The organism is Komagataeibacter diospyri, from assembly GCF_006538165.1.
GTDB lineage: Bacteria > Pseudomonadota > Alphaproteobacteria > Acetobacterales > Acetobacteraceae > Komagataeibacter > Komagataeibacter diospyri.
Window position 1 is genome coordinate 86,535 of the sequence record NZ_BDLU01000065.1, and the last position, 13,299, is coordinate 99,833.

General features: G+C 63.0%; 15 protein-coding genes. 5 read left to right on the forward strand and 10 right to left on the reverse strand.

Translation table 11 applies throughout. The features are described from left to right. Nucleotides 1-15 precede the first annotated feature (15 nt). Nucleotides 16-687 carry a JAB domain-containing protein gene (locus MSKU9_RS15620; protein WP_141262302.1) on the forward strand — a complete coding sequence of 224 codons (672 nt, stop codon included), beginning with the start codon at nt 16-18 and terminating at the stop codon, nt 685-687. On the opposite strand, the gene MSKU9_RS15625 is transcribed toward MSKU9_RS15620, so the two are convergent. Genes MSKU9_RS15625 through MSKU9_RS15635 form a run of 3 tightly spaced genes read right to left on the reverse strand, consistent with a single transcriptional unit; the run spans nt 688 to nt 2,567 of the window. Then, complete coding sequence (locus tag MSKU9_RS15625) at nt 688-1,830, reverse strand: 5-(carboxyamino)imidazole ribonucleotide synthase (protein ID WP_141262303.1); 1,143 nt, start codon at nt 1,828-1,830, stop codon at nt 688-690. Next, nucleotides 1,827-2,342 carry a 5-(carboxyamino)imidazole ribonucleotide mutase gene (gene purE, locus MSKU9_RS15630; protein ID WP_141262304.1) on the reverse strand — a complete coding sequence of 172 codons (516 nt, stop codon included), beginning with the start codon at nt 2,340-2,342 and terminating at the stop codon, nt 1,827-1,829. The genes MSKU9_RS15625 and purE overlap by 4 nt, the downstream gene beginning before the upstream one ends. Nucleotides 2,343-2,366: 24 nt before the next feature. After that, nucleotides 2,367-2,567, reverse strand: coding sequence for a YdcH family protein (locus MSKU9_RS15635; RefSeq protein ID WP_010507587.1), 201 nt, complete (start codon nt 2,565-2,567; stop codon nt 2,367-2,369). Nucleotides 2,568-2,727: 160 nt separating this feature from the next. Here MSKU9_RS15635 and MSKU9_RS15640 point away from each other — a divergent pair, with 160 nt between their 5' ends. Continuing rightward, entirely contained in the window at nt 2,728-2,898 is a 171-nt protein-coding gene (locus MSKU9_RS15640) for a YdcH family protein (RefSeq protein ID WP_010507586.1), read from the forward strand. Nucleotides 2,899-2,940: 42 nt separating this feature from the next. Here the strand turns inward: MSKU9_RS15640 and MSKU9_RS15645 are convergent, their stop codons facing one another. The 3 genes from MSKU9_RS15645 to rpmE all read right to left on the reverse strand — a co-directional run bounded on the left by MSKU9_RS15645 (nt 2,941) and on the right by rpmE (nt 4,729). Further along, nucleotides 2,941-3,528 carry a DUF1013 domain-containing protein gene (locus MSKU9_RS15645; protein WP_141262305.1) on the reverse strand — a complete coding sequence of 196 codons (588 nt, stop codon included), beginning with the start codon at nt 3,526-3,528 and terminating at the stop codon, nt 2,941-2,943. Nucleotides 3,529-3,778: 250 nt separating this feature from the next. Then, nucleotides 3,779-4,312 carry an Hsp20 family protein gene (locus MSKU9_RS15650; protein ID WP_141262306.1) on the reverse strand — a complete coding sequence of 178 codons (534 nt, stop codon included), beginning with the start codon at nt 4,310-4,312 and terminating at the stop codon, nt 3,779-3,781. Nucleotides 4,313-4,498: 186 nt separating this feature from the next. Further along, nucleotides 4,499-4,729, reverse strand: coding sequence for a 50S ribosomal protein L31 (gene rpmE, locus MSKU9_RS15655; protein ID WP_010507580.1), 231 nt, complete (start codon nt 4,727-4,729; stop codon nt 4,499-4,501). 250 nt (nt 4,730-4,979) lie between these two features. Here rpmE and mscL point away from each other — a divergent pair, with 250 nt between their 5' ends. Together mscL and MSKU9_RS15665 are read left to right on the forward strand one after the other, a co-directional pair. Then, nucleotides 4,980-5,495: a large conductance mechanosensitive channel protein MscL gene (gene mscL / locus MSKU9_RS15660; RefSeq protein WP_141262307.1), complete on the forward strand. Its 516-nt coding sequence runs from the start codon at nt 4,980-4,982 to the stop codon at nt 5,493-5,495. A gap of 135 nt (nt 5,496-5,630) precedes the next feature. Continuing rightward, complete coding sequence (locus MSKU9_RS15665) at nt 5,631-6,080, forward strand: hypothetical protein (RefSeq protein ID WP_141262308.1); 450 nt, start codon at nt 5,631-5,633, stop codon at nt 6,078-6,080. 146 nt (nt 6,081-6,226) lie between these two features. Here MSKU9_RS15665 and secF read toward each other — a convergent pair whose 3' ends face one another. Further along, nucleotides 6,227-7,177, reverse strand: coding sequence for a protein translocase subunit SecF (gene secF, locus MSKU9_RS15670; protein WP_141262337.1), 951 nt, complete (start codon nt 7,175-7,177; stop codon nt 6,227-6,229). A gap of 13 nt (nt 7,178-7,190) precedes the next feature. After that, entirely contained in the window at nt 7,191-8,741 is a 1,551-nt protein-coding gene (gene secD / locus MSKU9_RS15675; RefSeq protein ID WP_141262309.1) for a protein translocase subunit SecD, read from the reverse strand. A gap of 276 nt (nt 8,742-9,017) precedes the next feature. Between secD and MSKU9_RS15685 the strand changes: the two genes are divergently transcribed. Then, nucleotides 9,018-10,022 (forward strand): Gfo/Idh/MocA family protein, encoded by a 1,005-nt coding sequence (locus MSKU9_RS15685; RefSeq protein WP_141262311.1) that lies wholly within the window; start codon nt 9,018-9,020, stop codon nt 10,020-10,022. Here MSKU9_RS15685 and MSKU9_RS15690 read toward each other — a convergent pair. Together MSKU9_RS15690 and MSKU9_RS15695 are read right to left on the reverse strand one after the other, a co-directional pair. After that, a complete protein-coding gene (locus MSKU9_RS15690) occupies nt 10,010-11,836 on the reverse strand; it encodes an ABC-F family ATP-binding cassette domain-containing protein (protein WP_141262312.1) in 1,827 nt (608 codons plus the stop codon). The two genes, MSKU9_RS15685 and MSKU9_RS15690, sit on opposite strands and share 13 nt — an antisense overlap. A 48-nt stretch (nt 11,837-11,884) precedes the next feature. Further along, on the reverse strand, nt 11,885-13,264 hold the full coding sequence (locus tag MSKU9_RS15695) for an alpha,alpha-trehalose-phosphate synthase (UDP-forming) (RefSeq protein WP_141262313.1): 1,380 nt from the start codon (nt 13,262-13,264) through the stop codon (nt 11,885-11,887). Nucleotides 13,265-13,299 lie beyond the last annotated feature (35 nt).

Sequence of the window (13,299 nt, forward strand, 5' to 3'; positions counted from 1 at the left end):
TTGGGAAATCACCGTTTGCACGATCACACATCGCCCGAACCGGTCACGATTCCCCTTGGTGGCGGCGTCAGCCGGGCGGATGACCATGCTTTCCTGCAGCGCCTGATCCGCACGCTTGATCCATCCCATCCCGCGCCAGACCGGCTGGCGGCCAGTTTCCTTGCCCGATTTGGCTCGGCAGGCATGGCGCTGTCGGCGCATGTGGGGGGACTGGATGAAGTAACGGGACGTGAAACCGTCCTGCCGCCCCTGCTGGCGGTGGTGCGGGAGGCGGCGCTGCGCCTGCACCGCGCCCGCGTGCGGCGCACGGACATACTGGCGGGGCATGCGGGGCTGGTGGCCTACCTGCAGGCCTGCATGGGCCATGAAGTGATCGAACAGTTCCGCGTGCTGTTCCTTGATGAACAGTTCCACCTTCTGGCCGATGAACTGATGGGCACCGGCACGGTCAACCATTCCCCGGTTTATCCGCGCGAAATCATGCGTCGTGCGCTGGCGCTGGGGGCAGAACGTCTGGTGCTGGCGCATAATCACCCTGCCGGCCAGCCGGAACCCTCGCCTGCCGATATCGAAATGACCCTGCGTATCGCCCAGATCGGCAGGATCATGCAGGTCACGGTGCATGATCACATCATCGTGGGCAATGGCTGCACCCACAGCTTCCGCGAAGCGGGTCTGCTGGTCTAGTTACGCATCATCCAACGGACGCGCCAGCGGGCCGAGGGCTGCTTCCACCCCAAATTCACCGGGCAACGCGCCCTTTGGGAACAGCACGTTCACATGCCCCATCTTGCGCCCGGGGCGGGCTGCCGCCTTGCCGTAATGGTGCGCCAGCAGGCCGGGTGCCGCCACGATTTCAGGCCACAGGGCCATGTCATCGGGACCGATCAGGTTTTTCATGACGGCGTCACTGTGGCGGCTGGCGGATGGCAGCTTCAGGCCGGTCACGGCGCGGACATGCATCTCGAACTGGTCCACGGGACAGGCATTCATGGTCCAGTGGCCCGAATTATGGGGCCGGGGCGCAATTTCGTTCACGCGCAGGCTGCCGTCACGGTCCACGAACATCTCGACCCCCAGCAGGCCAGTCAGATCCAGCGCCGTGGCAATGCGGCGTGCAAGATCCCGCGCCCGTGCCGCAAGGTCGGGCGCGATTCGGGCCGGGGCAAGGCTTATGTCCAGAATGCCGTTGCGATGGCGGTTTTCCGTCACGTCAAAGGTCACGATATCCCCGCACGTATTACGGGCGACCATTACGCTGACTTCACAGGCGAACTGGACCATGCCCTCGGCCACCAGCGGGTGGGGGCGCAGGCTGTCGAATGCGGCGTCCAGTTCCGACGCATCATGGATGCGGGCCTGCCCCTTGCCGTCATAGCCAAGGCGCGTGGTCTTGAGGATGAAGGGGTAGCCCAGCGCTTCCGCCGCCTGGTCCAGGTCGGCGCGGGCATGCACGCCCCGCCACGGGGCCACCGGAATATCGTTTTCCGCCATGAAGGTCTTTTCGGCGATACGGTCCTGGCTCGTGCGCAGGATATGACCGGCGGGGTGCACCGGACGGATGCTGGACAGCAGGTCCAGCCCGTCGGCGCTGATATTCTCGAATTCAAATGTGATGACATCCACCGCGTCGGCAAAGCGGCGCAGGGCGTCATGGTCGTCATACCGGCCAAGGGTGATGGCATGCGCCACCTGTGCGGCTGGCCCGTCAGATTCGGTCGTCAGGATATGGGCGCGGTAGCCAAGGCGGGCGGCAGCAATGGCAGACATGCGGCCAAGCTGCCCACCGCCAACGATGCCCAGGACCGAACCGGGGGCAAGCTGCGTCATTGCACCGGTTCCTGCGCCACGGCTTCCGTCTGTTTCGCCCGCCATGTCGCCAGTCGTGCGCCAAGGGCCGGGTCGGACAGGGCAAGGATGGACGCTGCCATCAGCGCCGCGTTGGTCGCCCCCGCCTTGCCAATTGCCAGCGTGCCCACGGGAATGCCGCCGGGCATCTGCACGATGGACAGCAGGCTGTCCATCCCCTTCAGCGCATGTGATTCGACGGGAACGCCCAGCACCGGCAACGCCGTCCACGCAGCACACATGCCCGGCAGGTGTGCGGCCCCCCCGGCACCCGCGATAATGACCGACAGGCCACGTCCCTGCGCCGATTTTGCATATTCCGCCAGCCGGTCGGGCGTGCGGTGGGCGGAGACGATGCGCACTTCATGCGCGATATCCAGTGTTTCCAGTACGGCGGTGGCATGGCGCATGGTTTCCCAGTCGGACTGGCTGCCCATGATCAGCCCCACGCGCGGGGATTTCGTGCCGGAGGACGGAAGGGGGGAAAGGCTCACGATTGAAATACTCTCGTCAGGGAATCAGGCGATACTGTCGGGGATCATGCGGCTTTCCAGCCACGTGATTTCGTCCTTCAGCAGCAGCTTGCGCTTTTTCAGGCGCTGGAGCTGCAACTGGTCCGTCACCTGCTGGGCCATGCGGCTTATGACCGTATCAAGGTCGCGATGTTCGCTGCGCAGTTCGTGCAGCTTGCGAAGAAGGGTGTCCCGATCTGTCAGCATGGCGGCTCATCTGTTAAGTGGACATGTCGTATCCTAAGCATATCCGCCGCAAAAGGCGAAATGCCGGACACGATCCCCAGGTGCTGCAATTTTAGCATGGAAATTGCAGCATCGTCTGGTCTAGCCTGATCGGGTTGCAGTAAAGACGCTGGAGGATTCCATGTCGTACGAAGCACGTATCAACAGCCTTAAAACCCGTCATGCGCGGCTTGATGCCCGTATTTTCGATGAAGACCGCAGGCCCATGCCCGATGAGGGCGCGCTGCGGCGGCTCAAGCTTGAGAAACTTCGTGTGAAGGAGGAGATCGAGCGCCTGGCCCGGCTGGGCTGATCCCATCCCCGCCGCCCGGCATGCCGGGCGGCGGGATGTGTGTCAGATGCCGTGTTCGCTGTCGTCATCAAGTTCCAGCGGCGGCGGTACGGCCTGGCCTTCGCGTGCCAGCCGTTCATTGGCGGCGGCCACCATGGCGTTCAGATCCGTCTGGCTGCACAGGCCCAGCGTCACCGGGTCACGTGGCTTGATGTTGGCGCTGTTCCAGTGCTGCTTGGTACGCACTTTCTCAATGGTGTCCTTGGTGGTGCCCAGCAGCTTGCTGGTCTGCTGTTCCGACAGCTGCGGGAAATTGCGCAGAATGAAGGCGATCGCGTCCGGACGGTCATTACGCTTGGCCACCGGAGTATAGCGCGCGCCCTTGGACCGACGGTTGATCGGGTTTGCGGGCGGAAGTCCCTTGAGGCGTTCTTCGGGGTCCTTTTCGCAACGCGTAATTTCCGCCTGTGTCAGCTGGTGGTGGGCAATCGGGTCATAGCCCCGGATTCCCTGTGCCACTTCCCCGTCCGCGATGGCCTGGACTTCAAGGGGATGCATTCCACAATATGCGGCAATCTGGGTAAAGGTCAGCGCCGTCTTTTCAATAAGCCACACGGCGGTTGCCTTGGGCATTAAGGGCAGGGCAGTCATTCTCAGGTCCTACAGCGTGTGGCGCCACACGCAGGCACCTGAAATGGTGTTTGAAACAGCCCCCTGACAAAACGGGAACCGTGCGTACCTGCTGGCGCGCCAGAAACAGAAAACACTCGTGGAAGTGATATGACGGTTGCGGGTGGCAAAGGTCAAGACTTCAATCCACCCGCCCCGGATGTTTCCCATCAATAAAAACAGGGGCAGGCCCATGGCCTGCCCCCGCAGCAAATACGCTATGATCGCCCTTTTATGCGGCACAGCTTGCACGCTGTGAGGTCGCGGTGGCATCTGCCGCGATCGCCCCGGCCACCCCGTCGGTTGCGGCTTCGACCGGTGGGACGTTGTCGTCCGCCACGGCCTGACCGGAGGAAATGGGAATGCGGCGCGGCTTCAGCGCCTCGGGCACGATCTGGCGCACTGCAATGCGCAGCAGGCCGTTGGTCAGGTCGGCCTTTTCCACCACGACATGGTCAGCCAGCACGAAACGGCGTTCAAACGCGCGTGTGGCGATGCCGCGATAGAGTATTTCCCTGCTGCCCTGCGTGGTGTCGCTGACGCGGCCGGACACGATCAGGGTATTGTCCTGTACCGTCAGTTCAATGTCATCGGGACCAAAGCCCGCGACCGCCATTGTCAGCGTATACTGCGCGTCGGACAGTTTTTCGATGTTATAGGGGGGATAGGACGAACCGACCGGGTTCTGTGCCGCCGTATCGACAAGCTGGGCCAGACGGTCAAATCCTATGGCGCTGCGGAACAGCGGTGCGAAATCATAAGCCATGTGAAACCTCCATGAAGCAAGGTCTGCTGTCATGCGGTTCCCCGATCGGGCGAACCGCGATTTTGGGTGATGCGCACGGACCCGCCACGGGCGTCCGGCACATCCCAGACATGGGAATGCCCGGCCCCCTGTTCAAGGGACCGGGCATTGCCACAGACTTCAGACCTGATCGGGAGGAAGGGGCAATCAGCCCTTCTTGCGCTGGCCCAGTGCGCCGAACTTCTTGTTGAATTTGGCGACCTGGCCCCCGGTGTCCATCATGCGCTGCACGCCGGTCCACGCCGGGTGGGACTTCGGATCGATGTCCAGGCGCAGCGTATCGCCAGCCTTACCGTAGCACGAACGGGTCGTGTATTCGGTGCCATCGGTCATGATGACATTGATTTCGTGGTAGTCGGGGTGGATGCCGGATTTCATTTCAAACACTTTCGCGCTGGGCCCACCGATGCCGACCGGGGGCGTTGTATCGGCAGGCGTATAGACGACAAGTGCCGGCAAGATCAACACCCGATGGCAAGAAAAGCCCGTCCTGCCTGCTTCGTCCCCCGGTGTTACCCGCTTGCATCATGTTGGCGGAATGGAAAAGCAATACGATAATATATAGTCGTCATGATGTCAGGATGTTGCTAGAGCTAGGACGTATTCCATCAAATAAGGATTGGCATTCATGGCGAAACTGCCGGATCACGTGCCCGAACTGCACGTCAAGGATCTTCATGTACCCGGTTGGCTGGGGGAATTCCGCTCATTTCTCATGCGCGGCAATGTGGTTGACCTTGCGGTCGGTGTAATCGTGGGCGCTGCGTTCACCGCCATCGTGAACAGCCTGGTGAAGGATGTGTTCACGCCGGTACTGGGCCTGCTGATCGGTGGTATCGACTTTACCAACCTGTTCATCACCCTGCGTGGCCCGCACATGGCGACACTGGCCGATGCACAGAAGGCCGGTGCGGTCACGATCAATATCGGCCTGTTCCTGAACGCGGTGATCCAGTTTGTCATCATCGGTTTCGTGATTTTCTGGGTGGTGAAGGCCATCAACCGCCTGACGGTAAAGAAGGAAGCTGAAAAGCCCGCGACCCCGCCTGCACCGCCGCGCAATGAAGTGCTGCTGCAGGACATCCTCGACGTGCTGAAGACGGAAGCGGCCCAGAAGGCGGCCACGACCGCGCCCAAGGCCTGATCCCACATACTGGTTTCTGGACTGCAGGACGGGCACCCGGACGGGTGCCCGTTTTTTTGGGCGTGCCCATGACCGCCCTTGTGCCGGGGGGCAGGACTGCCCAATATCCCCCGGTATGGCGAAGGTGGCTGGCTTATGATTGATATTACACGATATGTGCGCGGGCGGCGGCTGGTCCTGTCGGCAGTGTTCCTGCTGGCGGGGTGCCATGCAGCCCCGCGGGCGGACATGTCCCGCCTGTCGGCCCCGGCACAGGATTACCTGCTGATTACATCCTATTTCATGGCCGAAGGGGGCATGGTCAGCCGTCTGCAGGATGGCGGGCTGTCAGGACAGCAGGTGTACGACATGGCGACCTCGCTCAAATACGGCAAGAGCATGATCCTCGCTGCCCTGACCAGGCCATCGCGCAAGGCGCGCCGTAATGGGCGGCAGGCGGTGGAACTGATGGTGGCGTGCACCAACCAGCCCGACCCGTCCACGCTGGGCGGCAGGATGCCGGTCAGTTGCCTGCCGAACGGTCCCGCCAGTCCTGATGCAAAAGGGCGGATGCCGCCGCAACCGGCCACATCCGCCCATAAGTAAGAATATTGATAAATTAAAGTTCTGGGTGCCGCATTTTTTAAGGCGTCACCTTCCTGAAGCATTTTTGGAAAAGCTTCACCGAAAAACGTCTTTATGTCAGGGCTGGTCCCGCACGTATCCGTCGCGCGGGTGCTCCATGCCCGATGTCAGTTGCGCGCGGCTGGCCTTGCGTCGCGACGCAGGCGCTTTTCCCCCATCAGCAGCAGCAGCGGTGCCGCGATAAAGATGGAGGACGACGTGCCCACCACGATCCCGAACAGCATTACCCAGGCAAATCCTGACAGGCTGGCCCCGCCAAACAGCGCCAGCGGCAGGGCTGCAAGAAACACGGTCGATGACGTGCCCAGAGTACGGCTGAGTGTTTCGTTGATCGACAGGTCAATCAGTTCCGCCAGCGGCATGGTCCGGTACTTGCGCAGGTTTTCACGCACGCGGTCATAGACCACCACCTTGTCATTGGTGGAATAGCCAAGGATGGTCAGAATGGCGGCCACCATCACCAGATCGAATTCGAAATGCGTGATGACCAGAAAGCCAATGGCCTTGGTCAGGTCCAGCACCAGCGTCACCACCGCGCTGATCGCGAACTCCCATTCAAAGCGGAACCAGATATAGGCCAGGATCATGAGCAGGCTGATGCCCAGCGCCAGCATGCCGTTACGAAACAGTTCCTTTGACACCGAAGCGCCGACCGCATCAGCCCGCAGCACCTGTGCGCCGGGTAGGGTGCCGATGGCGTGGCGCACGGAATCGACCATGGCCTGCGTGCGCGCTTCATGGTCGGGTTCGCTGTCCGGTGGCGTATCGAGGCGGATCAGCACGTCATCCGGTCCGCCAAAGGACTGCACGCCCGCGGCATTCACGTGCTGGGCGCTCAGGGCCGCGCGGATGGTGTTGAAATCCGCTGGTCCCTGCGTGCGCGCTTCCACCACGATGCCGCCCCGGAAATCCAGCCCCAGCGTCAGGCCGGGATGGAAGAACAGGATCAGCGAGGCGACTGACAGCACCGCCGATGTCGCAAGCCCGATGAAGCGGCCGCGCATGAAGTTGATTTTCGTGCCACGCGGCACGAACCGGAGAAGGGGACGATCAAACATCATTCGGCGCGCCTCAGACCGGCAGGGTGCTGGGACGTGTGCGGGCATACCAGCGTACCATCAGCATCCGGGATAGAAGAAGGGTGGTGAAAAGGGTGGTCACGATACCGATCGTGATCGTGAGCGCGAAGCCACGGACCGGCCCGGTCCCGAAAACGAACAGCATCACATGCGCCAGCAGGGCCGTGGCATTACTGTCCACGATCGTGCCGGTCGCGCGTTCGAAGCCTGCCTGCATGGCCTGCAGCGCGCTGCGGCCACGGGCCACTTCCTCGCGGATGCGTTCGTTGATCAGGATGTTCGCATCCACCGCCATGCCCAGGGTCAGCAGCATGCCCGCCATGCCCGGCAGGGTCAGCGTCGCCTCGAACAGTGACAGGATGGCCGTCATCAGCACCAGGTTGGCCAGCAGGGCAATGTTCGCGTACCAGCCAAACCGGCCATAGAACAGCGCCATGAATGCGATCACCAGCACGAAACCGGCGGCGAGGCTGTAGCCGCCCGCCCGGATCGAATCAGCCCCGAGCGACGGACCGATGGACCGCTGTTCGATCACGTTCAGCGGTGCGGGCAGTGCGCCGGCACGCAGCAGCAGCGCCATGTCGGTTGCCTGCTGCGCGCTGAAACCACCGGTGATCTGCCCGCTGCCGCCGGTAATGGCGGTACGGATGACCGGGGCCTCGATCACCTTGTTATCCAGCACGATGGCGAAGCGCTTGCCGACATTGGCCCGCGTTACCTCCCCGAATTCCTGCGCCCCGGTCGAATCGAAGGTGAAGTTCACTGCCCATTCGCCGCTCTGCTGGTCGATCGAGGCACTGGCGTTGGTCAGATCCGCGCCATCCACATCCACGTGTGAGAAGACCGGCAGCTTGCTCTGCCCGTCGGTCATGGGCAGCATTTCCACGCCCGGTGGCGGCACGGCGGACCCGATGGCGGAATCCGCGACCAGATGGAACGTCATCTTCGCCGTGGTGCCCAGCAGGTTTTTCACCCGTTCAGGGTCACTGATGCCGGGCAGTTCGACAATGATCCGGTCATCGCCCTGACGGGTGATTTCGGGGTCGATGGCGCCGGTTGCATCAATACGGCGGCGTACGATCTCGATCGACTGGGTCACCGCATCATAGGCGCGCTGGCGTGCGGCCTCGGCCGACAGGGTGATGGTGACCTGACCGCCTTCGGCCTGTTCTACCCTGAATTCGTCCGGCACGTTCATCGGCATGGCGCGCAGCACCTTCAGGTCGGGCTGCGTTTCTTCCGGTGTGCGGGGCGTGAATGTCACGCCATGTGCGCTGGTGGTCAGATTGCGGTAGCCCAGCGAATTCTTCAGCAGGGTCTGGCGTGTTTCATCCTGCAGTCCGCGCAGCCTGTCGGCTGTCACACTGTTCATATCAACCTGCAGCAGCAGGTAGGACCCGCCCCGCAGGTCAAGACCCAGATGGATCTGCCGCCATGGCAGGGACGCCATGGGCTGGCGGATGACATTGGGCAGGCACAGCGCCAGCCCGATCAGACATACGCCAATGACCGAAGCCATTCTGAGCCGACTGTAATACATCATGACTTGATGGAGAGCTCCCTACGCCCGGCTGGCCGGTTCCCTTGTCCGGCATGGTCTAGTGTATCGCGTGTGCGAAAAATCAGTGGCGGGAACATGCCGGTCCCCGCCCGATGATGCAACCGCTGATACGCCAGCAGGGCCGCCGCCGTTGCCGTTTTGCCGCAATTTTCCCGCCCTGTCATGCCGCCCGTGCGGTCAGCGGGGGTGTGCGACGGGGTGGCGGGCTGCTAATCCGGAAAACAGCTACGGACCCGAAACAGGCAGGAAGGGCAGGACATGACGCAGGCGGGAATGCGGTTGTTACGCGTCGGCATTGTGGGGGCGGGGCATTTCGGCCGTTTCCACGCGCTCAAGGTACGGGCGTCCGCGCGTGAGGTCCTGACCGGCATCCACGATCCCGATACCACGCGTGCGCGCAAGGTCGCGGCGGAGGCGGGCGGTGCGCCCGTCTTGTCATACCCAGACCTGCTGGCCTGTTCTGATGCCATTATTGTCGCGGCCCCCGCCGAGCATCATTTCGACCTCGCCCGGCTTGCACTGGCTGCGGGAAAGCATGTGCTGGTGGAAAAGCCCATGGCGGAAACACTGGCGCAGGCTGATGAGCTTGCGCATCTGGCGCAGGTGCATGGCGTTGTGCTGCAGGTCGGGCACCTGCTGCGTTATTCCGCTGAACATCAGGCCATTACCGACCGGATTTCGCGTCCACTGTATATCGAGGCCACGCGCCTTGCGCCGTACAAGCCGCGCGGGACGGACGTATCGGTGATCCTTGACCTCATGATCCATGACCTTGATCTGGTGCTGTCCATCGTGGACAGCCCGATCGAAAGTGTCGATGCGCTGGGGGCCGCCGTCAGTTCACCTTTCGAGGACATCGCCAACGCCCGCGTACGTTTTGAAAACGGCTGTGTCGCCACCATCGCGGCCAGCCGCATTTCGCTCAAGACCGAGCGGCGAATGCGCGTCTTTTCACAGGAAGGCTACCTGTCTGCCGATTTCATGAAGCGCGAACTGACCATGATCGGGCGCACGCGTGGCCTGCCTTTGCCCGGATCGGGCGGATTCCGGCGCGAATCCGTGACGTGGCGGGATCATGATACGCTGGCGGCTGAGCATACCGCCTTCGCGGCGTCCTGCCTTGATGGCGCGAAAGTGCTGGTGGATGCTGCGGCGGGCCGCCGGGCGCTGGCCGCGGCACTGGCGGTGACACAGGGAATCGCCGCCGCACGCGCGCGGATGGAGGCGTCCGGCCTGATTATCCCCCCCGTTCAGGAAGACTGAAGCGTCTCACGCAGCATTTCGAGCTCCAGCCACCGTTCTTCCGCCGCTGTCAGGTCGGCTTCCGCCTTTTCCAGCGCGGCGGTGGTGGTGGTAAAGACAGCCGGGTCGCGCGCATACAGTCCCCCATCGGACAGGATGGCGCGCAGGCGTTCGATATCCGCCTCCAGCGCCGCCATCTGCTTCGGTAGCTGTTCCAGCGCGTGCTTGTCCTTGTACGACATCTTGCGCGCTGGCTGCCGGGGGGAGGCGGAAGGCGTCACATCGGTCTTGGCCGGTGTCGTTTCCGCGCGGTCCTGACGGGGTCGTGCAGCCAGCGTGGCATCCTGCCGCTGGGCCAGCATGTCGCTGTAGCCACCGGCATATTCCACCCATTTCCCGTCACCTTCCGCCATCAGGATGGAGGACGCGACCCGGTCAAGGAAGTCACGATCATGGCTGACCAGCAGCACCGTGCCGGAGTAGGCCGCCAGCATGTCCTGCAGCAGGTCGAGCGTTTCAAGATCAAGGTCATTGGTCGGTTCATCCAGCACCAGCAGGTTGGATGGCCGCGCCAGTGCGCAGGCCAGCATCAGTCGCCCGCGCTCCCCGCCTGATAACACGCCTACCGGTGTGCGCGCCTGTTCGGGGCGGAACAGGAAGTCCTTCATGTAGCCGATGACATGGCGTTTTTCATCGCCAACCTGCACCATGTCGCCGCCGCCACCCGTCAGCGTATCCGCCAGCGTGGTGTTGGGATCAAGCGAGCGGCGCTGCTGGTCCAGTGTCACGACATTGAGGGCGCTGCCGATATTGATGGTACCGGAATCCGGCTTGTCCAGCCCCGTCAGCAGGCGCAGCAGGGTGCTCTTGCCCGCGCCATTGGCACCGACGATCCCCAGCCGGTCCCCGCGCAGGACACGCAGGTCCAGATGGCTGACTACCGGGTGGGCAGGATCATAGGCGCGTGACATGTCTTCCGCCACCGCGACCAGCTTGCCCGACAGATCGCTTTCGCGGGCTTCCATTTTCAGACCACCGGGCTGCCTTATGGCGGTGCGGCGGGTATTGCGCAGTTCGGCCAGTTCGGCCACGCGACGGACATTGCGCTTGCGCCGCGCGGTCACGCCGTAACGCATCCAGTCTTCTTCACGTGCGATCTGGCGGTCCAGCTTGTGGCTGTCGCGTTCTTCCTGCTCCAGCACTTCCTCGCGCCATGTCTCGAACCGGGCGAATCCCTGATCCAGCCTGCGGGTAACGCCCCGGTCCAGCCATACGACCGAACGCGACAGCGTTTCCAGCAGCCTGCGGTCATGGCTTATGATGACCATGGCCGATGACAGCGACAGCAGTTCGCGCTCCAGCCACTCAATGGTGGGCATGTCCAGATGGTTGGTGGGTTCGTCCAGCAGCAGCAGGTCGGGTTCGGGGGCCAGGGCACGCGCCAGCGCGCAGCGACGGGCTTCCCCGCCCGACAGGGTAGCCGGGTCTTCCGTGCCGTTCAGGCCCAGTTCGGTCAGCAGCAGCTCGGCGCGGTATTCCGGATCACCCGGTCCCATGCCCGCGCGGACATAATCCAGCGTGGTGGCGAAGCCCGACAGGTCGGGTTCCTGCGGCAGGTAGCGCACGGTGGTGCCGGGCTGTACGAAAACGGTGCCGTCATCAGCCTGTATCTCACCCGCCGCGATGCGCAGCAGGGTGGATTTGCCACAGCCATTGCGCCCGACAAGGCAGACGCGCTCGCCCGGTCCAACGCCGAAGCCCGCGCCATTGAGCAGCGGCGCACCGCCAAGGGTCAGGGTGATGTCCTGAAGGAGAAGAAGGGGAGGTGAAGCCATGCCCACTTATGTATTCTCAACCACCCCATGCGCAAGGCCGGTGTGGGTTTAACGCCGCGCCGCGTTTTCAAGGATGTTCAGGAACGACAGCCCCCAGCCAAGGGCCGTGCGGTTGGCGATGCTGTTCCAGCATGCCTGCCAGCGTTCGCGCCGTTCTTCGGGCGACATGGCCAGCGCACGTTCCAGCGCATCGGCCATTTCATCATGATCCAGCGGGTTGACAAGTAAGGCCGCCTCAAGCTGCTTTGCGGCGCCTGCAAGACGCGAGAGGATCAGCACGCCGGGATTTTCGGGGTCCTGGGCTGCGATGAATTCCTTGGCTACAAGGTTCATGCCATCGCGCAGCGGGGTGATGTAGCCGATATCCGCCAGCCGCATGTAACCGGCCACGGTGGGCCGGGGGCTGCCACGTGTCAGGAAGCGCAGCGGGGTCCAGTCGGCCTGGCCCTTATGGGCGTTCAGCTTGCCGATCTGGTGTTCCAGCTTGTTGCGCAACGCCTGGTAGGACGGTACGTCTGTCCGGCTTTCGGCCGCGATCTGCAGGAACGTGACCTGCCGTTCCCGCCCGGGATAGGTTTCCAGCAGGCGTTCATAGCCCGCCAGCCGGTGGTCCAGCCCCTTGGTCGGGTCCATGCGGTCCACGCCAAAGACCAGCTTGCGTCCCGCCAGCGAACCGGACAGCCGGCGCAGGTCCTGTGATCCGGCGGCGGTGACGGCTGTCTGGGCAAAGGTCTGGGGATCGATTTCCACGGGAAAAGTGCCGACATGCACGCGGCGCCCTTCGAATGTCAGGGTATGGTCATCTTCTGCTATGGCCCCGGCTTTGCGGGTGGCGGCGAAAATGAAGTTGGCCGTGTCGTCCGCCGTCTGGAATCCCAGCAGGTCCGCCTTCAGCAGGTCACGCAGGAACGTGCCGCCATCAGGCGCCGTGGCCAGCATGTCGGGTGCGGGAAAGGGGGTATGGAGGAAAAAGCCGATGGGCTGGCGCACGCCATGGCGGCGCAGCAGGGCGGGAAGCGGCAGCAGGTGATAGTCGTGTATCCAGATGATATCATCCGCGCGCAGCAGCGGCAGCAGGTTTTCACAGAACCGTTCATTGACCGACCAGTACGTAGCCAGTTCCCGCCGCTCGAAATGGATGTGCTCGGGCAGGGAGTGCATGAGCGGCCACAGCGTGGAATTGGAAAAGCCGGTATAGTAGTTGCGGTGTTCCGAGGGCGTCAGGCCGATGGTGGCATATTCCACCCCTTCCGCCTGCTGGATTTCGGGTGGCAGGTGCGCCGCATCGGGATGGCAGGTGCCGTTCCAGCCGAACCACATGCCCCCCTTGCGCGCCAGCAGGTCCTTCAGCACAACCGCGAGGCCGCCGGGGCGCAGCCCCTCCTTGGGAACGGGAACGCGATTGGATACGATGACCAGCCGTTTCATTACTGCCCTTTCTGATAAGCTGTCGCATGGCGGAT